Below are 17,533 nucleotides of genomic sequence, written 5' to 3'. Positions count from 1 at the left end.
GCGATCGCTTCCGCCGTCGCTTATCCTGCGCGGGCCCTTATCCTGCGCGGGCAGAGATTGCTTCCGCCTTGGCGATGAGGCGGGCGGCCATGTCGCGGTGGAGCAATTCGGCCATCTTGCCGTCGACCTTGAGCGCGCCTTTGCCCGCATTGGCGGGGTCGGCAAAGGCGGCGACAATCGCGTGGGCTTGCGCAAGGTCGGCTTCGGACGGGGCGAAGACGCGGTTGGTGGTCTCGACTTGCGCGGGATGGATGAGCGTCTTGCCGTCGAAGCCGAGATCGCGCGCCTGCACGCATTCGTCCTCCATCCGCACAGGATCGTCGATCGCGTTGCAGACCCCGTCGAGCAGGACAAGGCCATTGGCGCGCGCGGCCAGAACCGCCTGAACCAGCACGGGCATGAACACGGCTCGACCCGGCGCCTGCACCATGCCGGTATCCTTGGCGAGATCGTTGAGACCCAGCACGAACCCTGCCAGGCGGGTCGTTTCGGCCATGGCCGCGATCCGCTCGATCGCCAGCATGGCGCGCGGGGTTTCGATCATCGCCCACAATTCGACTTCGGGCGCATATCCGGCCGCATCCATCGCCAGCGACAGGGCGGTGATGTCGGTTTCGCGCTCCACTTTGGGAACGAGCAGCGCCGCGATCGGCGCATCGGCCAGCGCGGCGAGGTCGTCGGCGCCCCACGGGCTGCCCCAGCCGTTGATCCGCCCGATCAGGTGGCGATGACCGAACCCGCCCGCTTTCGTCTCGGCGACCAGCGCGGCGCGCGCGGCGTCCTTGGCGTCCGGGGCGACCGCATCTTCGAGATCGAGCACGACCGCATCGCAATCGAGCGTGCGCGCCTTGGCCATGGCCCGGGCATTGGAGGCGGGCATGTAGAGCACCGAGCGAAGCGGGGCGGCAACAGTCTGGTCAGGCATGGGTGCTCTCCTCTGGTTCGATTCGACCTTCCTCGCGCGCGGGCATAGGCGCGAGGAACCGCAAGACAAGCGTCAGGGCAAGCCACAGCGCGGACATACGCATCGACAGCACCAGCCCGCCATGATCGGCCAAAATGCCGAACGCCCATGCGCCCAGCGAAAAGCCGCCAAAGACGATCGACTGATAGATCGAGAGACAGCGGGCGAGAATCCCCTCGGGCGAGCGCAATTGCATCGCGACATTGAGGCTGGTCATCGTCGAGACCCAGCCCGACCCGGCGATGAACCCGGCCGCCAGCGCAGGCGTGAGCCCGTGGGACAGCGACAGCAGCAGCATGGCAAGGGCATAGGCCGCTGTGCCCGCGCTCACCACTGCTTCGGCTCCGAAGCGGCGGCGAATGGCGCTGACCCAGATGGCGCTGATTACCGAGCCCAGCCCGAAAGCGCCGAGCACGAGGCCGTAGTCGATCTGGTTCCCGTGCAGCAATTGTCGCACTGCCACCGGCATCAGTGCCTGAAACCCCGCCGCGCCGAAGCCGAACACCAGCCCGCGCAAGAGCACGCGCAGGATCGGCCCGGATTCCATGCAGAACGCGACACCCGCCATGATCGCCGGACCGATCGGCTCGCGCGTGGGCACCGGCACCACCGGACGCCAGCGTGACAGCACCACGATCATCGACAGATAACTGACCGCGTTGAGCGCGAAAGCCATGTTCACGCTCCAGATCGAGATGACGATCCCGCCGAGTGCGGGGCCGAGGCTGCGCGCGAGATTGAACGCGATCGCGTTGAGCGAAATGGCCTGCGGCAGATCGCCGCGATCGACTTGCGTGCGCACCGAGGCTTGCCACGCCGGGCCGTTGAGCGCGGTTCCCATCCCGACCATGAGTGTGAGGACAAGCAGCGACCAAGGCGTGATTGCGCCGAGATAGCCGAGCACTGACAGCACCGCTGAAACCACCAGCATCAGGCTCTGCGCCCAGAGCATGACCAGTCGGCGGTCGAAATTGTCGGCGATCGCCCCGGCCAGAATCCCGAGCAACAGGATCGGGATCGTGCTCGAGGCCTGAACCAGCGCGACCAGCAGGTGGCGGTCGGTCAATTCTGTCATCAGCCATCCGGCGGCGACCGCCTGCATGACCGAACCGATGTTGGAAAAGAGATTCGCGCTCCAGATCGCGCGAAATGCGGGATAGCCGAAGGGGGCCAATGCACCGCCGCTGCTGCGCGCGCCGGAGAGGGAAGGTTCATTGCTCACGGATCGTCCCGTGCCTCAATCCGTGTGCCGATGCTACCCCGCAGACGTATCCCAAGGCGTTATGGCTCGCAGGCGTTATGGTGCCGATAGACCTCGGTCGGTTCCGCACAGATGGTCCCACACGCGGAAATAGAGGCCGTAATTGCAACGATACTGTTCGTGGTGGCGGTGATGATGGCTGGCGGTGATTAACACCGTTCCGATCCGCGAATGGACGAGCGCGCGGGGGAACAGTTCCCAGCCCATGTGATTGGTGACGCCCATGATCGTCATGATGACAAGGACCGTCGCCAGAACGCCCGCCTGAATGGGCAGGACAAAGACGAGTGCGGGGATGAACAGGCCGACGATGGCCGCTTCGACCGGATGAAAGCTCATCGCGGCCCAGGCCGTCGGCGGGCGGCTGGCATGGTGCACGGCATGAATGCGGCGAAAGACGGCAGGACGATGCATCCAGCGGTGCGCCCAATAGAACCAGGTGTCGTGCAGCGCGAGCGTGAGGATCAGCGAGACCGGCATCCACCACATGGGCCAGTCCCCCGGATTGCTGTAGATCCGCGTCCATCCGCGATTTTGCCAGCCCCAGGCGATGACTCCGGCAGGCAGGCCATAGATCAGGCACGAGGCAAGGCTCCACCCGATCTCCTTGCGGATCTGTTGCCCCAGGCCGGCATAGTGCCCCGGCCGCACGCGCCGGGTCGCCCATGCGAACACGCCGCTGACCGCCAGATAGCGCAAGGCGACGATCACCGTCATGGCCAGTGCGGACAGGAGGGCGGAAAGGGCGACGGCTTCCATCCGCGTGCTTATGCCAAGGTGGGCGCGGGCTGCACAGAGGGGGCGCTATGCATGGCGCCGCGTCCGGACACGAAACGAGGGGCGGTGTTACCCGCCCCTCGTTTCGTTCGGTGGTTGTGCGTCAGGCCTCAGCTTGCCTGACGGACCCGGCCACGGTGCTGGCCGACGCCCGGTGCGTCACGGGGACGGAAACGGCGCTTGGGCCGGGCTTCGCCATCGGGGCCGTTGGCGTGTTCGGTGCGCGGCTTGCGCTGCGGATCGGCCGCCGGGCCGCGTTCGTCGCGACGGGGGCGCTGCCGATCACCCTGTGAACGGTCGGAACGGGCGCGATCGCCTTGCGGACGGTCGCCGCGGCCGGGACCGTTGCGGCGTCCGTCGTGGCGCGCACCACCTTCGTTTTCCTGCGCCGGGCGACGCGGAGGCGTGGGCAGGCGAGCTGCTTCGGCCAGGAAGTCGTCGGGCAGCGGCATCGGCGTCGGCTTCACGCCGGTCAGGCGTTCGATGTCGCGCAGATAGGGCTTTTCATCGGGCGCGCAGAAGCTGATCGCGACGCCGTCAGCCCCGGCGCGCGCGGTGCGACCGATGCGGTGCACATACTGTTCAGGCACGTTGGGCAGTTCGAAATTGAACACATGGCTGACGCCCGAGACGTCGATCCCGCGCGCGGCGATGTCGGTCGCGACCAGAATCGGGCACGATCCCTGACGGAACGCTTCAAGAGCCGCGGTGCGCTGGGCCTGCGTCTTGTTGCCGTGGATGGCGCGGGCTTCGATGCCTGCGACGCCCAGATGACGCGCGACGCGGTCGGCGCCGTGCTTGGTACGGGTGAAGACGATGCCGCGATCGAGGCTCTTGTCCGCCAGCATCGCGCGGATGCGCAGCGTCAGCAGGGCCTGCTTTTCCATCTGGTTGAGGAAGGTGACATACTGTTCGACGCGCTCGGCCGTGGTCGACTGCGGAGCGACTTCGACGCGGACCGGGTTGTGGATGAACTGGCGGCCGAGGTCCTCGATCGACTTGGGCATCGTTGCGGAGAAGAACAGGCTCTGGCGCTTGGCGGGCAGCAGTGCGGCCACGCGCTTGAGCGAGTGGATGAAGCCGAGGTCCATCATCTGGTCGGCTTCGTCGAGCACGAAGATTTCGACGCGACCGAGCGTCAGCGCGCGGCTGTCGATGAGGTCGAGCAGGCGGCCGGGAGTGGCGACCAGAATGTCGGTGCCCGGGACAAGGCGCTTGGCCTGCTTGCCGATCGGCACGCCGCCGAACACGCAATCGACCTGGAGGTTGAGATTGCGGGCATAGCCGCGCATGTTTTCGGCGATCTGCGCGGCAAGTTCACGCGTGGGCGAAAGCACCAGCATGCGGCACGAAGCGGGCTTCTTCGGCTTGGGATCGGCGGCAAGGCGGTGCAGCGAGGGCAGCGCGAAAGCGGCCGTCTTGCCGGTCCCGGTCTGGGCGATGCCGAGCAGGTCGCGCCCTTCGAGCAGGGCGGGAATCGACTGGCGCTGGATCGGGGTCGGGTCGTTGTAGCCTTTGGTGGCCAGCGCACGCAAAATGGGCTCGGCCAGACCGAGTTCGGTGAAATAGGACATCGAGGAGTGATACCTTCGCAAAAATGCGGACGTCGCCTGCGCAGAAAAAAGCGGGCAACGGCCACGGGGTCGACCAATGCGACCCGTGCGTGAAAGGGAAGCGACGAACGGCAGGGGCGTTCGACCGGGGCGGATCAGGCCAATGTCAAATTGCGGCCGATCCCACGCTGCCCGAGCCTGCCACGAAAAAACATCGCGGCCGTCCATGCGATGGAGCGCCTATACCGGTCATTGTCCTCTCGGGCAAGAAAATTGCGCGCCGATCTTGTTGCATTGCACGCAAGAGGGTAGGTGCGGGCACCCCGCTTCCAGACGGTGTTTCCCATGACAGCTTTTCTTCCCGATGCCTTCCTTACGTCGACGGCCGTCGTCGCGCTTGCCGAAATCGGCGACAAGACGCAGTTGCTGGCGATCGTGCTGGCGACCCGGTATCGGCGGCCCTTGCCGATCATCGCGGGCATTCTGGTCGCAACGATCGTCAATCACTTCTTTTCGGCGCTGATCGGATCGACGGCGGCAGGGCTGCTCGACAGCGTGTGGTTCCGTTATGCGGTCGCGGCCGGGTTCGTCGCGATGGGGTTGTGGACGCTCGTTCCCGATAGCGTGGACGACGACATCGATGCCAAGGGCGGTCGCCATGGGGTGTTTCTCACCACGCTGATCGCGTTCTTCCTCGTCGAAATGGGCGACAAGACGCAGGTGGCGACGATCGCGCTCGGCGCGCGGTATCACGATGCAGTGACGGTCGCAGCGGGAACCACGCTTGGCATGATGCTCGCCAATGTCCCGGCGGTCTTCCTCGGCAACGAAGTCATCCGGCGCGTTCCGCTTGCGCTGGTGCGCACGGTTGCCGCCATCCTTTTCGTCTGTCTTGGCCTCTGGCTGGGGGCGAAGACGGCCGGGCTGGTCTGAACGATCAGCCGTCCCGGCCCCACGATGCGGTGCGGGTATCGGCTGCGATAGTCTGGCGGCGCAGCGAGGCGCGGGCGAGGCGTTCGACCTCGACCTTGCGCCGCGCTGCGGCCAGCGGGATCAGCGGGGCCGGGCGCAGGATTTCGGCATCGTAACCGTCGGCGACGATGAGGCCGGTCGTTTCCGGGCGAAAGGCTTCGGTTTCCATGACCGCCCGGTCGAGATGGGCGGCAAGGCCCCAGAAAAAGCGGTCGCAGTGGTCGAGGTAATCGGGCCATTTGGCATCGCCGAGCAGATCGGCGCGGCTCACCTTGATCTCGACGATGATGACTTGCCCGCGCGCGTCGATGCCCATGAGATCGGCACGCCGTCCGTTGCGCAGCGGCATTTCGCCCAGGCACCAGATGTCATTGCGCGCAAACAGGCGCGTGATCCCGCGCGCCACCGCCAGGGCTTCACGCGGGAGAGGCGGGTCGAGGTCCTCGGGCAGAGCGGTCATGATGGGTTGAATAAGAACAAACATTGAACGCGTAAAGTCCGCGGTCATGTCTTGCCTCAAAGTTCATGGCGCGCCTGTGTATGGGCCAGCACCGCGAAAAGCCCGGTGCCGCCCAGCACGTTGCCGAGCAGGGCGGGCAGGATCAGGCCGCCGATCGCGGTGCCGAAACCGATCGTGCCGTGGAGAGCGAGCAGCCAGGCTTCGGTAGACCCTGCAACGACATGGGCAAACCCGCCCAGTGCGATCAGATAGGTCAGCGCGACGATGACCCAGAATTCCTGCCCCTTGGCCGAGGGCAGCGACCACGGCACGGCCGCGATCAGGAACCCGGCGGGGATCGCCATGCGCAGCGTTTCTCCCCAGTCGCGGGCGAGCAGGCGCGTAGAAAGGTCAAGCATGGCCTGATGCTGGGCTGCGGTCACGATCCATTGATGGTCGAAGGCCCAGGCGGTCGCCAGCGTGCCGACGAGGTTGGTGCCGAGCACCAGCCCCCAAAAGCGCAAAAGACGCAGGAAATTGGCGTGGCGGGGATTGGTTGCCACGGGGATCACTGCCGACAGGGTGCTCTCGGTGAAAAGCTGGAGGTGGCACAGGATGACGATGACGAAACCCATGGTGTAGCCGAAACAGGCCACCAGCGGGCGCCATGGCGCGTCGGGCAGCATGCGCTCGATCTGCGCCTCGGCCAGAACCGAGGTGCAGATCGCAATGCCCCCGGCAAGGCCTGACACCGCAAGCGACATCGTTGGCCGTTCCATTTCCTCGTCACCGTGGCGGCGCACCACTTCGTGAATCACGCGGGTGTTGGCGACCTGCTTTTCGGCGACGGCGGCCAGCTCTTCCTGTGTCAGCGCGATGTCGCGCTCGGGCTTATCGGTCATGCGGAAATACCCTCCTTGCCCGTCCGCCAACGTCCCAAACCCGCGCGGGTGCCGTGAAAAGGCCGCAAAAAGGGACAGGTCGAGCCCGATCCGCGCTGGAACGCGCTTTCTCCCCGACCATTCACATCCCCGCGCGCGAAACCCCTTTCGCTTTCGTCAAACCGCTGCTACCGGACACGAACCAAGCGCACCCGTAGCTCAGCTGGATAGAGCGCTGCCCTCCGAAGGCAGAGGTCACAGGTTCGAATCCTGTCGGGTGCGCCACCTTCCTCATAGTTTTATCCTTTCTCAGGGGCTTGGCTGGATTTTTGGCTAACCCGCTGAATGAGGTTAGCCAAAAGCATCTCGGCGGCGGCGTCCGACATGAGTTGCTGGTCGACGGCTGCGGTGTAGCGGGCGATCTCGCTATCGGTGGTGTGGCCGGTCCACGCTTTGATCTGCTGGTTGGAGCAACGGGCCTCGGCAAAGCGGCGTGCAGCGGCTTTGCGCAGGCCATGAGCGCTGCAATGGGGCAGCCCTGCCGCGTCACACCAATCACGGAATTTGTTTCCGAAGCCCTTGCGGGTGAAGGTCTTGCCGTGGGTGGTGACAAGAAAAGTGTCCTCGCCCGTTTGTGTGGCCAGAATGGATTGCGCCAAGGCTGGCAAGATCGGCAGGGAGACCGTGACCTTGGTTTTCTCCTGCGTGATGACGAGGCGTTTGTCTTGAATGGCGTTGGGGCCTAACAGCCGGACATCACCACCTCGCTGCCCGGTCCACAGCAAGAGATCAAACATCAGGCGGGCCATCGTGCCGGTGGGGTGATGCGCTTCGTACAGCGCGATTTCTGGCTCGGTCCATGTGTGAAAGCCGCCGCCATCGATGCGATAGGGCTTGGTGGCCAGCACGGGGTTTTTGTCGATTTCGCCTTGCCGATTGGCGAAGGCCATCAAGGCGCTCAGGCGTTTGCGCAGCATGTTCGCGGACGTGCGATGTGGGAGCATTTCGGCCATCATCGCCGCGACGTGGCGTGTTTCCAGGTCGGCCACACGCCCGCTGCCATATTTGGCGCGCCAGCGCTCAATCACCCCGCGATAGACGACTTGGGTGCGCGGGCTGGGATCTAGAAAGTCGGGTGAGCGGTAGTAGCGCACGATAAGATCGTCGAAGGTGCCGGGCTTGATCTTATCCGCACCCGGCTGAATCTTGGGTGCTTCGCTGGCCGTCAAACAAGCCTGATATTCCTGCCGAAACTCCTCGGTGCCGGGTGCGTGCTTGAACAGATATTGCGCCTGCCCTTTGCGGCGGAAGCGATAGCGGGCCTTGCCGTGTCGATCTCGAAAGCCTGAGACCCATTTGGGCAGCCAGCGGCGTTTCATCGCGCAATCAACCGGTCGAAGCTGTTGTCGGAAGGGCGTTGGGCAACCTCGCCCGCCCAGATGACCATGGCGCCGGCAGGGGTGATCTCGATCTTGTAGCTGGTCTCGCCAGCGGCGCGCATGGCCTTGGCCGCGCGCGTGATGGTTCTTTGCCGGACAGCGTCTGGTGCCGCCATGGTGTTGCATCCTTGCTAAGGGGAGTGAACGGGTTAGTGCGAGGGGCTGACCGCTTCCGGCTCGACCATGTGCGCAGCCGTAAATTCCTCGATGGCAGTTTCAGGCAGGAGGATCAGGCCGTCGATTTTCATATGGCGCAGACGGCGCGTCGAGATCAGGCGGCGGATGCGGCCTTCGGGCCAACCCGATTGCTGGGCCATCTCGCGGGGGCTGAGGAGTCTCGTCACGAAAGTTGCTCCTGTATATTGGCGCAGCATGGTGCTACACATGCTGCTATTGAACGTCATATATAGGCTAATGGCATACATATGTATTCGTCAAGGCAGATTTTGAAACCGTGATTGACGAGTCACGCGGTATCGGCACGCGCATCGCGGAAGTGCGACGCCTCAAGGGGCTCAGCCAGGTGCAACTGGCCGAGGAGCTAGGCATTTCGAAGCCGGGGCTTGCCAATTACGAGCGCGGCTTTCGCGTGCCGCCGGCTTCGCTTGTGGCGGACCTTTGCGAAAAGCATGGGGTAAGCGCTGGCTGGTTGCTGCTGGGCGAAGGCGCCATTTTCACGCCGGATCTGGGGCAGGTCCATCAGCGGGCCTTGGCTACCGCCTGGGCTTACCTCACCCGTGGCGGCGACGAGGTGCAGCAGGAGCATCTCATCCGTCTCAGCACTGCGCTGTTCCAATACATCTTGGCGCACGAGCAGTGTGACGAGGGCGTGGTGGACGCCATGGGCAAGCTGGTCGCCTGATCTCTTCCCCACGAAGCCCTACCTGCCTCAGCCCTCTTTCCTTTTTGATGATCGTCTGTGAACATCAATGTGGCTTGATGTAAGCGAAACCCTGTTTCGCGATCATCAAATGGTGTAGCTGTCGATAGACGATCATCAAATCGATAGGCGACTCGGGGCACATCTCACGGGGCGCCCGACGGAGACGCCAATTGCCTGTTGCCTACCATGAAGGACGATTTCCTCCCGCTGCGCTTGATCTGGGCGCGCTGTTTCCGCTGGTGGGGCCAGCCAACGCAGCCATTGCGCGGTATGAGGGCGTCCTTTCAGGCATTCCCAATCCGGATATCCTGCTCTCCCCGTTGACCGCGCGCGAGGCCGTGCTGTCCAGCAAGATCGAGGGCACACAGGTCACGCTGGGCGAAGTGCTGGAGTTCGAAGCGCAGGGCCATCTGTTCGATGAAAGCACGCCGAAGAAGGCCGACGCGCGGGAGGTCTTGAACTATCGCGCCGCCCTGCGCGAGGCAGATCGGTTGATGGCCGAGCTCCCGCTATCGCAACGCCTGATCAAGGCGACGCACCGCGTTTTGATGGACGGGGTGCGCGGCCGTCACAAAGATCCGGGCGAATACCGCCGGATCCCCAACTGGATCGGCCCGGAAGGCTGCACCATCGAGCAAGCGCGTTTCGTGCCCCCCGGCGCCGACCGTATCGAAGGTGCTATGGCGGGCTGGGAGGCCTACATCCACGCCGATGCGCCAGATCGGCTGGTGCAACTGGCCATCGTTCACGCCGAATTTGAGTCGATCCATCCGTTTCTGGATGGAAACGGGCGCATCGGGCGGCTGATCATCCCGTTGTTCCTCTATGCCCATGGGCTGCTTTCGCGCCCGAATTTCTATCTCTCGGAATATCTCGAAGCCAATCGCGACGAGTATTACGACCGGATGCTGGCCGTGTCGCGCGACGATGACTGGAGCGGGTGGGTAGCCTTCTTCCTGCGCGGCATCATCGCCCAAGCCGAGGCGAACACGCAAAAGGCGCAGGCGATCTTGGCCTTGCATCAAGACAAACGCGATAGGGTCGTGGAGATTACCCATTCCCAATATGCGGTGCGCGCTTTGGACTGGATCTTTCAGCGCCCGATCTTCCAGACGCCGGACTTCATCGCCTCAGCCCAGATCCCACCGGCAACCGCACGCAAGATCATCCGTGACCTGCGCGATAACGGCCTGCTGCGGGAATTGGTGCCGCCATCGGGGCGTGCGCCAGCGACTTTGGTGTTCCCGGAATTGCTCAATATCGCGGAGGGGCGGGATGTGTTTTGAGGGACGGGGATGCGTTAGGAGGTAAGCTCTGGCGACTTGTCTGCGATCCTTGTAAGATTCTACGGCCACAGAGGACGTTCCCGCCGCCAGAGCAGCCGTTTAAGACATCTGATCCAAACATCCATAGCTAGCTTCCGTTCATCGGGATGCCTCAGCTTGCATGGCCAGTTCTCCGTTCGGAACGCTCTTTGATAATAGCCAGCACATTGCTTTGAATGTCGCCGAGCAGGATTTCACCCCAGAGTTGCGCGTATGGGTTAACATGCGTCTTGGCGATGTAATTGGTCCGCAGGGTCAGCAGCGTCCGGCCCGCGCCCATTGGGGTGAGCGTGTAGTCGCCGGTGTCGATCTTCAGGAATTGCCCGTCGGGCGAAATATGCCGGTCGGTATAGTCTTGGAGCGAACTGTTGGTGAAGGCAAAGGCCCAGCCTAGCCGTCGCCCCGGTTGCCATTGGGTGATCCGCTCCTCGAAATTGATGTGATCGCCCCAATAGGCGGTGCGGATGGCGCCCACTCCATGTCCTCTCAATGTGGTCGCTCGCGGGCGGGGCAGGCGCAAGATGCTTTGCGTGAAATTCCATTGCCCCTCGTCGCTTCCGATATGGGCGTTAGCCACGGCAAAGGGCCAGATTTGCGCAGGCGTTGCCTCAATAACGATCGAGCGTGTGAGCGTGACCCGTTGCTCGACAACCGGAATCTGGCTTTCCATGCTGCCGCACATCAGCGGCAAGAACAGCAGCGAGGCCTGAAACCGCGCCGGATCGTCCCGCCCCTTGCGCACGCGGCGCAGAATATAGACACCAAGCCAGCCAAAGCTCAGCCAAATGGGCGCCAGCATGACAAGGCAGATCACGCCTTCGCGCAGAAAGACCGCTGATCCCACACAGACAATGGCGCCAAAGACCGGCGGCACCGAAAGGTAGAAAGAGCGCGGCCGCTCCATCGCCGGATCCCCGACGTAGCAGATCAAAGCGCAAAGATAGGCTGGCAGAATGGCCAAAAACCATAGGCTGCCAAAAGCCACGCTGTTCGCCTTGCTGGCGTTGATCAGGATATAGGCGCTGAGCGCGATGGCCAGGGCCAGAGTAAATCCGGCGAGAATGCGCCCGCGATCAGAAGGTGTCACAGTCATCATGCAAACTCCGGCTTGGCGACCATCAGCCAGAAAATGACGATGACGCCGATAAAGGCAGGCCAGCCCAACGCGAACCACCAACGGGCCAAGCGATGATAGCGGGCCGGTAATTGTCCGCCGTCGGGTGTGGCCTCGGCGATGCGCCGCATGGCGATCTGGATCGCGACCACCGGCAACCAGCAAGCCCCCACCAGAATGTAGAGCGCAATGGCGGCCATCAGCCACGGCGTCGTCAGGGGAAAACCCGCGATATGCGCCAGCCACACCCCCGTCACCGGTTGCACAATCACAGCGGGCGTGGTGAACAGCCAGTCCGCGAGTTCGACATTGCGGTTCACCACCCGCCGCGCCGCCAGCACGCCGGATCGGTTGGCCATCCAGCCATGAAAGGCCGTGCCCAGCCCCGTGCCAAACAGCAGGGTGGAACTGAGGATATGGACGGTTTTGAGGAGCAGATAATCAGGCATGGGGCTTCTCCATTGCATGGATGGCCAGAGACAGGCCGAGGACGGCAAGGTTCTTGACCAGCGCGCCAAAGGGATCGGCCCAGAGTTCGGGCGCGACGGCAGCGAGTATCAGGCTATAGGCACCCATCAATGCCACGCCCGCCAGCGCCGCCCCATGCCAGCGCAGGATCAAAGCGAGGCCCACCGCCATATCCGCCAGCGATCCGGCCCAGACGGTGCCGATCGCCGCTTCGCCGGTCAGGCCAAGGCGAGCGAGCAGATGCGTGTTGCTGGCCATGGGCGTGAGCAGCAGCGGCACCAAACCACCGGCCAGCCAGACCGCTGCCAATAGCCCGCGCAGCACAGGCCCCAGCGGCGACAGGCGCGCGGCCAGCCGATCACCCTGCGTTGCGGGGGAGCGATCCAAGGCTCGCGCGACAGGTTGAGGCACAAAGCCGAGCGCCGCCACAAATGGCTCGACCGGCGCGGCATTGCCAGCCTCCAGCATGGTCAGGCTGTCGCGCGTCATCGGCCCGATGCCCAGAGTGGCGACCCATCGCATCATCCAGCGCGGCACCGGCAGGCTGCGTGTGGCCTCGAAGCCCAGCCAGCGCCGCAGAATGGCCATCAGATCGACAAGGCGCATCGGCTCCGGCCCCACGGCATCCACCACCACGCTCATGGGCAGCGGCCGCCGCAAAAGGCGCCAGATCGCTTCCACCAGATCGTCGATGGCGATGGGTTGCACCATGCCGCCGCCCATATCGGGCATCAGCGGCAAGGCCGCCAAAGCGCTGAACAAAGCCGCGCTGCCCCCGCCGCGCCCCACCACCAGCGAGGGGCGGACAATGGCCCAGCCCAGATTCAGGCTCACCAAGTGCTCGTCTGCCGCGCGCTTGCTGCGGTGATACGCGGTGGTGCCGTCGCTGGCGCCCAGCGAGGAGATCTGGACCACCCGCGCCACCCCGGCCTGCGCTGCGCCATCGAACAAGGCGATGGCGCCTCGGGCATGGACGCCATCATAGTTCGCCCCGGCAGCCAAGATGCCCGCGCAGTTCACCAGCGCGTCATACCCCCGCAACCGCTGCGCCCAGACGGCAGTATCATCGCGGGCCAGATCGCATGCCATGTCCGCACCGCGCCTTCCTGCCACCGTCACGGCGCATCCTTCAGCGCGCAGCCGCCCGGCAAGATGCCCGCCGATAAAGCCGCCGCCCACGATCATCACGCGCATCGCGGCCTCCTCAATCGATCACCGGGCGAGGCACGCGGCGCCACACGGCCAGCCCCATGCCAGCCATCGCCATCAGGATTCCGGCCAAGGTGCAGGCCACCGTGCCCTGGATCAGTTCGGTAGGATCAGTGGCAATCCGCGCCATCGAGACAAACAGTAGCGGCAGCGCGATCATCATCACCATCGACCACACCGTCCAGAACGAGGAGCGTTCCTCGGTGCCGCACAATTCGGAGAGCAGGATCGCAAGCGGGCGGCGCAGCACAAAGGCAGCAAGGCCTGCCAGCACCAGCGTGATGACATAGGTGAGCAACAAGGCGGCAATCGGGATCAACATCGCATGGCTCCTTTCACGTAAGGGCGGTCGGGGTTGGCCGCGCCATGCCCCTTGCATCGCAACTGGCATGCCAATTGCGATGATTGCCGGAAAACAGGGGTTTTCGGCGGTGAAACGGCTCCTTGAATGTTAACGACGTGAACGGAAACGCATGATATGCTGTCAACGATGGATACAGCTCTTGGTATCATGGCCTATATCGGCGCGCTGGGCCTGACCGCACTGGCCAGCTTTGTGCTGGCAGGTTTTGTGGCCGCCAGGGCGCGAGCCTTGCCGGGGGCATGGACGCTGGTGGCTTTCCTGTGCGGGGTTGCGCTGTGGAGCTTGGCTATGGCTGCCCCCGCGATGCTGGGCGCCAGCGCAGCGCCGTTTACGCTGACGGTGATCGCGCTATCGCCCCTGCCTGCGGCGGCCTTTGTGCACCTGGTGTTCGCCTTTGCGCTGTGCGGCGCGCTGCGTCCGGTGGCATGGGGCAGCTATGGCATGGCCATTATGGCGGTGGTCGCGGGGCTTGCGCTGGGCGTGGGACGGATTGCGCCCTGGCATGGCTTTGCTGGGGCCTTTGTCCCCTCGCTGGCGGGCTGGGGTGTGCTGGCGGTTACGGCGGCGCTGTCGGTGATGGGGCATCTGCGGCTACTTCAGACATGGCGGCAGCAGAGCGGGCTTCACCGCGATCAGGCGGGCGCGGTGTTCGTGTCGAGCGGGATTGGCCTGCTGGCGCTCTCCGGCTTTGCCTTCCCCGCGCTGGGGATTGAGGCCTATCCTTGGCCGGTGCTGGCGCTGCCGCTTTACTCGGTGGCGCTGGTCTATGCGGTGGTGCGCCATCGCTTCATGGCGGCTGATGTGTGGGCGCGCCGGGGCTTGGTGTGGATCCTGCTGCTGGCGGGCGCGGGCGGTGCGGCGGCGCTGATCGCCACGCTGCCACTGGCGCTGGCTGGGCGACCAGAGGGTTTTGTGGCGACATGGGCGGCCCTTGCAGGCGCGATGGCCTTGGGGCTGTTGGTGATGGCGCCGCTCAAGCGGCTGACCGATCGGCTGGTGTTCCCCGGTGCCAGGCTGGATCTCGAGCCGTGGCGCGATGCCTTGGCGCAGGTGGCGGACGAGCGGGCGCTGGAAGCATTGGCCAACGCCATGCTGCGCCAGCATCTGGGCCTTGCCGAGGATGGGCCGGGATTGGCCGTTGTGGGCGATGCTGTGACGCTGAACGGATGGGACGATGCGCCCTTCGCCCTGCGCCACACCGCCGCGCGCGTCGCCACGCTGGTGGAAGAAGCCGCTCGCCGCCTTGCCAGCGCCCGCCGCATGGTGGAGGCCGAGCGCGAGGCAAGGCTAGCCGAACTGGGCGCACTGGCGGCGACAATAGCGCATGATTTGCGCAATCCGCTGGGCATTGTGCAGATGGCCGCCACCGGCGCTCCGCCCGAGGTGCGCGCCGAGATTGGCGAGCAAGTGGGGCGCATGAACGTGCTTGTCACCGATATTCTGGATTATGCGCGGGCGTGGACCATTGCGCCGCGTCCCATCGAATTGGCGCCCTATCTGGCCGGATTTGGCGTATCCGTGGATGTGGCCGAGGGCACAACACTGCATGCCGATCCCGCAGCCTTGCGCCGTGCTTTGGCCAATCTGGTGGACAACGCAAAGGCGATGGGTGGTGATTGCGCCATCTTTGCCGATGACCGCACAATCGACATTTGCGACAAGGGCCCCGGCATCGCTCCGGAGATCGCCGACAGCCTGTTCAAGCCCTTCGTTTCGCGCCGCCCCGGGGGCACGGGGCTTGGCCTTGCCATCGTGCGCCGCATTTTGGAGGCGCATGGCGGCACCGCCACGCTGGCCCGGCGCGAGGGTTGGACCACCTGTTTTCGCCTGACATTCGGGCCAGATTTGCGAGAGCGTGCATGATCCTGCTGGCCGATGATGAACCCGCCTTTCAGCGCCTGACCGCAGGCTGGCTGCGCGCGCAGGGGCATGAGGTAACCACCGTGGGCGACGGCGATGCCGCACGCGCCGCTTTTGCACGGCACCGGCCTGATGTGGTGCTGCTTGATCTGGCGATGCCGCCGCACCACGATCCGCAAGCGGGCATTGCGCTGATCTCCGCCTTTGCGCCGGCTCCAGTAGTGGTGATGACCGGCCATGCCGATCAGGCACTAGCGATGCAGGCGATTGAGGCGGGCGCATGGGATTTTCTCGCCAAGCCGGTCGATCCCGATCTGCTCAAGGTTGTCGTCGCCCGAGCGGTGGAGCGGGCGAGGCTAGCGCAGGAACTGGCAGCCTTGCGCGCCCGCGATGAGACGAGCGAGGACATGGGGCTGATCGGCCAATCGCCGCCGATGGTCGCCTTGCGCGCGCTGATCCGCCGGGTGGCGCCCACCAACATGCCTGTGATGGTGCTGGGGCCGAGCGGCACGGGCAAGGAACTGGTGGCCCGCGCCATTCACGCAGCCTCCACGCGCGCGAAGGGCCCGTTGGTGCCAGTGCATTGCGGGGCGGTTCCGGCCGACTTGCTGGAAAGCGAGCTGTTTGGACATCTCAAGGGCAGCTTCACCGGCGCCCATGCCGACCGCGCTGGCCTTGTCGAGGTGGCGCATGGCGGCACGCTGTTCCTCGACGAGATTGGCGAGATGCCGCCTGCCATGCAGGTCAAGCTGCTGCGCTTTCTGGCCGATGGCACCTATCAGCCAGTTGGCGCGCGCGAGATGCGCCAAGCCGACGTGCGCATCATCGCCGCCACGCATCGCGATCTTACCGCCGCCGTTGCTGATGGCTCGTTCCGCGAAGATCTTTATTATCGCCTGAAGGGACTGGTGCTGTCGACGCCAAGGCTGGATGAACGGGGGGCGGACAAGGCGTTGCTGGCGCAAATATTCTTGCGCCGCGCGGCACCTGCTGCGCGCTTTGCCCCAGAGGCATTGGAGTGGATCGCCCAGCGTGCCTGGCCCGGCAATGTGCGCGAATTGCGCGCGGCGGTGGAATGCGCGGCGGCCTTGGCGCAAGGTGCTGCGATCAGCGTCGAGGATCTGGTCTTTGCTACCGGAGAAACCGCGCCCGTTACCCTAACTCCTGCAAATTTGACGCTGGAAGATGAGGTGGTTGCATTGGAACGGCGTCGGATCGTTGAGGCACTTGAACGCACCGGCCACAATCACACCCACACCGCCCGCGATCTTGGCCTCTCGCGCGTGGGGCTGCTCAAGAAAATGGATCGGATGGGATTGCGGTAGGCGCCCTCAAACACGACGTTCAAGGCGCAAGGCCAGGCCGTCGGGAGCCGTCGTACGTTCACCTGATGAAAATCGGCAACGTACGGCGAGTTTGGGGGAGAGCGCGAACAGGCGCATCGTCGGCAAAGTTAGGTTAGGCCGCCATCAGCGTGTTTTGATTGGGTATCGATTGCCCCATACATCAAGCTCAATATCATTACGACGAACAGGCTTGCCCACCATAGCTGGACAATTGCTATGCCCACCCATGCTTGAGTCAAAGCAAGCGGCATAGCCCCCAAAAATAAAATAGCCCGAACCCACAGCAGCTTTGGGCTACCAGTTCGAATGCCAAACAGCCCCCAATCTGGGTCGAAGAATTTTTTGCGCTTTCCAGGCCATGGATCACCTCCCCGCATATCGAGGTTTATCAGATCAATACCGTCTCGATAAAAACGGCTGAACAGCATTCGCAGAAAAAGTAGAGCAGCCACCGCAGCAACGAAAATGGTCGCAGGAAATAGGCTTGGATGCAAAGGCGGGATGAAAATGTTTCCGGCTGCGAGAATGCCGCCCCCGCCAGCTATCCAAAGACCACCATTCCGAATTTTTTCGTCGCGCATTTTCTTATGTTACCACGCAGCCCCTTGTACGCAACGGTGTTGCATCCGGATATGCCGGTGTGGGCGCGGGGATGGCGATGGCCGCCCTCACTCCGGA

General features: G+C 64.2%; 19 protein-coding genes and 1 tRNA gene. 6 read left to right on the top strand and 14 right to left on the bottom strand.

Annotated features, from left to right (window positions below; all coding sequences use genetic code 11):
- Window positions 1-37: 37 nt before the first annotated feature.
- The 4 genes from Y88_RS08355 to Y88_RS08340 form a co-directional block, all read right to left on the bottom strand.
- A complete protein-coding gene (locus Y88_RS08355) occupies window positions 38-925 on the bottom strand; it encodes an HpcH/HpaI aldolase/citrate lyase family protein (protein WP_018075882.1) in 888 nt (295 codons plus the stop codon).
- Complete coding sequence (locus Y88_RS08350) at window positions 918-2,186, bottom strand: MFS transporter (RefSeq protein WP_008068311.1); 1,269 nt, start codon at window positions 2,184-2,186, stop codon at window positions 918-920. The genes Y88_RS08355 and Y88_RS08350 overlap by 8 nt, the downstream gene beginning before the upstream one ends.
- Before the next feature lie 75 nt (window positions 2,187-2,261).
- Entirely contained in the window at window positions 2,262-2,984 is a 723-nt protein-coding gene (locus Y88_RS08345; RefSeq protein WP_008068310.1) for a sterol desaturase family protein, read from the bottom strand.
- A 128-nt stretch (window positions 2,985-3,112) separates the two neighbouring features.
- On the bottom strand, window positions 3,113-4,576 hold the full coding sequence (locus Y88_RS08340; protein ID WP_008068309.1) for a DEAD/DEAH box helicase: 1,464 nt from the start codon (window positions 4,574-4,576) through the stop codon (window positions 3,113-3,115).
- Between the two features lie 324 nt (window positions 4,577-4,900).
- Here Y88_RS08340 and Y88_RS08335 point away from each other — a divergent pair, with 324 nt between their 5' ends.
- Complete coding sequence (locus Y88_RS08335) at window positions 4,901-5,488, top strand: TMEM165/GDT1 family protein (protein WP_018075881.1); 588 nt, start codon at window positions 4,901-4,903, stop codon at window positions 5,486-5,488.
- A gap of 4 nt (window positions 5,489-5,492) precedes the next feature.
- Here the strand turns inward: Y88_RS08335 and Y88_RS08330 are convergent, their stop codons facing one another.
- The gene (locus Y88_RS08330) at window positions 5,493-5,987 is read right to left on the bottom strand and encodes an MmcB family DNA repair protein (protein ID WP_018075880.1); all 495 of its coding nucleotides are present in this window, start codon (window positions 5,985-5,987) and stop codon (window positions 5,493-5,495) included.
- A gap of 56 nt (window positions 5,988-6,043) precedes the next feature.
- Entirely contained in the window at window positions 6,044-6,868 is an 825-nt protein-coding gene (locus Y88_RS08325) for a formate/nitrite transporter family protein (protein ID WP_018075879.1), read from the bottom strand.
- A 187-nt stretch (window positions 6,869-7,055) separates the two neighbouring features.
- On the opposite strand from Y88_RS08325, the gene Y88_RS08320 reads away from it, so the two are divergent.
- A tRNA-Arg gene (locus Y88_RS08320) sits at window positions 7,056-7,132 on the top strand.
- Window positions 7,133-7,146: 14 nt separating this feature from the next.
- Here Y88_RS08320 and Y88_RS08315 read toward each other — a convergent pair.
- From Y88_RS08315 to Y88_RS19165, 3 genes are read right to left on the bottom strand one after another with little or no spacing between them, the layout of a single operon-like run.
- Window positions 7,147-8,226 (bottom strand): tyrosine-type recombinase/integrase, encoded by a 1,080-nt coding sequence (locus tag Y88_RS08315; RefSeq protein ID WP_008068303.1) that lies wholly within the window; start codon window positions 8,224-8,226, stop codon window positions 7,147-7,149.
- Window positions 8,223-8,402, bottom strand: a complete 180-nt coding sequence (locus tag Y88_RS19170; protein WP_008068302.1) for a hypothetical protein — start codon at window positions 8,400-8,402, stop codon at window positions 8,223-8,225. Before Y88_RS19170 ends, Y88_RS08315 begins: the two co-directional genes overlap by 4 nt.
- Window positions 8,403-8,435: 33 nt before the next feature.
- Entirely contained in the window at window positions 8,436-8,630 is a 195-nt protein-coding gene (locus Y88_RS19165; RefSeq protein ID WP_157132615.1) for a MerR family transcriptional regulator, read from the bottom strand.
- A 110-nt stretch (window positions 8,631-8,740) separates the two neighbouring features.
- Between Y88_RS19165 and Y88_RS08310 the strand changes: the two genes are divergently transcribed.
- Together Y88_RS08310 and Y88_RS08305 are read left to right on the top strand one after the other, a co-directional pair.
- Entirely contained in the window at window positions 8,741-9,148 is a 408-nt protein-coding gene (locus Y88_RS08310) for a helix-turn-helix domain-containing protein (protein WP_008068299.1), read from the top strand.
- A 191-nt stretch (window positions 9,149-9,339) separates the two neighbouring features.
- Complete coding sequence (locus Y88_RS08305; RefSeq protein ID WP_008068298.1) at window positions 9,340-10,455, top strand: Fic family protein; 1,116 nt, start codon at window positions 9,340-9,342, stop codon at window positions 10,453-10,455.
- 151 nt (window positions 10,456-10,606) lie between these two features.
- On the opposite strand, the gene Y88_RS08300 is transcribed toward Y88_RS08305, so the two are convergent.
- Genes Y88_RS08300 through Y88_RS08285 form a run of 4 tightly spaced genes read right to left on the bottom strand, consistent with a single transcriptional unit; the run spans window position 10,607 to window position 13,607 of the window.
- On the bottom strand, window positions 10,607-11,590 hold the full coding sequence (locus Y88_RS08300) for an SRPBCC family protein (RefSeq protein ID WP_008068296.1): 984 nt from the start codon (window positions 11,588-11,590) through the stop codon (window positions 10,607-10,609).
- Complete coding sequence (locus tag Y88_RS08295; protein WP_008068295.1) at window positions 11,587-12,057, bottom strand: DUF2269 family protein; 471 nt, start codon at window positions 12,055-12,057, stop codon at window positions 11,587-11,589. The genes Y88_RS08300 and Y88_RS08295 overlap by 4 nt, the downstream gene beginning before the upstream one ends.
- Window positions 12,050-13,270: an SDR family oxidoreductase gene (locus Y88_RS08290; RefSeq protein ID WP_008068293.1), complete on the bottom strand. Its 1,221-nt coding sequence runs from the start codon at window positions 13,268-13,270 to the stop codon at window positions 12,050-12,052. The genes Y88_RS08295 and Y88_RS08290 overlap by 8 nt, the downstream gene beginning before the upstream one ends.
- A gap of 10 nt (window positions 13,271-13,280) precedes the next feature.
- The gene (locus tag Y88_RS08285; protein ID WP_008068291.1) at window positions 13,281-13,607 is read right to left on the bottom strand and encodes a hypothetical protein; all 327 of its coding nucleotides are present in this window, start codon (window positions 13,605-13,607) and stop codon (window positions 13,281-13,283) included.
- Window positions 13,608-13,775: 168 nt separating this feature from the next.
- Between Y88_RS08285 and Y88_RS08280 the strand changes: the two genes are divergently transcribed.
- Both Y88_RS08280 and Y88_RS08275 read left to right on the top strand, forming a co-directional pair.
- Entirely contained in the window at window positions 13,776-15,512 is a 1,737-nt protein-coding gene (locus tag Y88_RS08280) for a sensor histidine kinase (RefSeq protein ID WP_232280981.1), read from the top strand.
- On the top strand, window positions 15,509-16,834 hold the full coding sequence (locus Y88_RS08275) for a sigma-54-dependent transcriptional regulator (RefSeq protein ID WP_008068288.1): 1,326 nt from the start codon (window positions 15,509-15,511) through the stop codon (window positions 16,832-16,834). Before Y88_RS08280 ends, Y88_RS08275 begins: the two co-directional genes overlap by 4 nt.
- 128 nt (window positions 16,835-16,962) lie before the next feature.
- On the opposite strand, the gene Y88_RS08270 is transcribed toward Y88_RS08275, so the two are convergent.
- Window positions 16,963-17,436, bottom strand: coding sequence for a hypothetical protein (locus tag Y88_RS08270; RefSeq protein WP_157132614.1), 474 nt, complete (start codon window positions 17,434-17,436; stop codon window positions 16,963-16,965).
- Between the last annotated feature and the right edge of the window lie 97 nt (window positions 17,437-17,533).

The organism is Novosphingobium nitrogenifigens DSM 19370 (assembly GCF_000192575.1).
GTDB lineage: Bacteria > Pseudomonadota > Alphaproteobacteria > Sphingomonadales > Sphingomonadaceae > Novosphingobium > Novosphingobium nitrogenifigens.
The sequence above is the reverse complement of the archived record's forward strand: the minus strand, read 5'-3'. Positions and strand labels throughout refer to the sequence as shown.

Bases quoted from the DNA above. Each gene is read 5' to 3' on its own strand.
- Y88_RS08340 (WP_008068309.1), bottom strand. From the start codon at position 4,576: ATGTCCTATTTCACCGAACTCGGTCTGGCCGAGCCCATTTTGCGTGCG.
- Y88_RS08335 (WP_018075881.1), top strand. From the start codon at position 4,901: ATGACAGCTTTTCTTCCCGATGCCTTCCTTACGTCGACGGCCGTCGTC.
- Y88_RS08355 (WP_018075882.1), bottom strand. From the start codon at position 925: ATGCCTGACCAGACTGTTGCCGCCCCGCTTCGCTCGGTGCTCTACATG.
- Y88_RS08345 (WP_008068310.1), bottom strand. From the start codon at position 2,984: ATGGAAGCCGTCGCCCTTTCCGCCCTCCTGTCCGCACTGGCCATGACG.
- Y88_RS08315 (WP_008068303.1), bottom strand. From the start codon at position 8,226: ATGAAACGCCGCTGGCTGCCCAAATGGGTCTCAGGCTTTCGAGATCGA.
- Y88_RS08330 (WP_018075880.1), bottom strand. From the start codon at position 5,987: ATGACCGCTCTGCCCGAGGACCTCGACCCGCCTCTCCCGCGTGAAGCC.
- Y88_RS08325 (WP_018075879.1), bottom strand. From the start codon at position 6,868: ATGACCGATAAGCCCGAGCGCGACATCGCGCTGACACAGGAAGAGCTG.
- Y88_RS08280 (WP_232280981.1), top strand. From the start codon at position 13,776: ATGGATACAGCTCTTGGTATCATGGCCTATATCGGCGCGCTGGGCCTG.
- Y88_RS08275 (WP_008068288.1), top strand. From the start codon at position 15,509: ATGATCCTGCTGGCCGATGATGAACCCGCCTTTCAGCGCCTGACCGCA.
- Y88_RS08295 (WP_008068295.1), bottom strand. From the start codon at position 12,057: ATGCCTGATTATCTGCTCCTCAAAACCGTCCATATCCTCAGTTCCACC.
- Y88_RS19170 (WP_008068302.1), bottom strand. From the start codon at position 8,402: ATGGCGGCACCAGACGCTGTCCGGCAAAGAACCATCACGCGCGCGGCC.
- Y88_RS08285 (WP_008068291.1), bottom strand. From the start codon at position 13,607: ATGTTGATCCCGATTGCCGCCTTGTTGCTCACCTATGTCATCACGCTG.
- Y88_RS08270 (WP_157132614.1), bottom strand. From the start codon at position 17,436: ATGCGCGACGAAAAAATTCGGAATGGTGGTCTTTGGATAGCTGGCGGG.
- Y88_RS08290 (WP_008068293.1), bottom strand. From the start codon at position 13,270: ATGCGCGTGATGATCGTGGGCGGCGGCTTTATCGGCGGGCATCTTGCC.
- Y88_RS08300 (WP_008068296.1), bottom strand. From the start codon at position 11,590: ATGATGACTGTGACACCTTCTGATCGCGGGCGCATTCTCGCCGGATTT.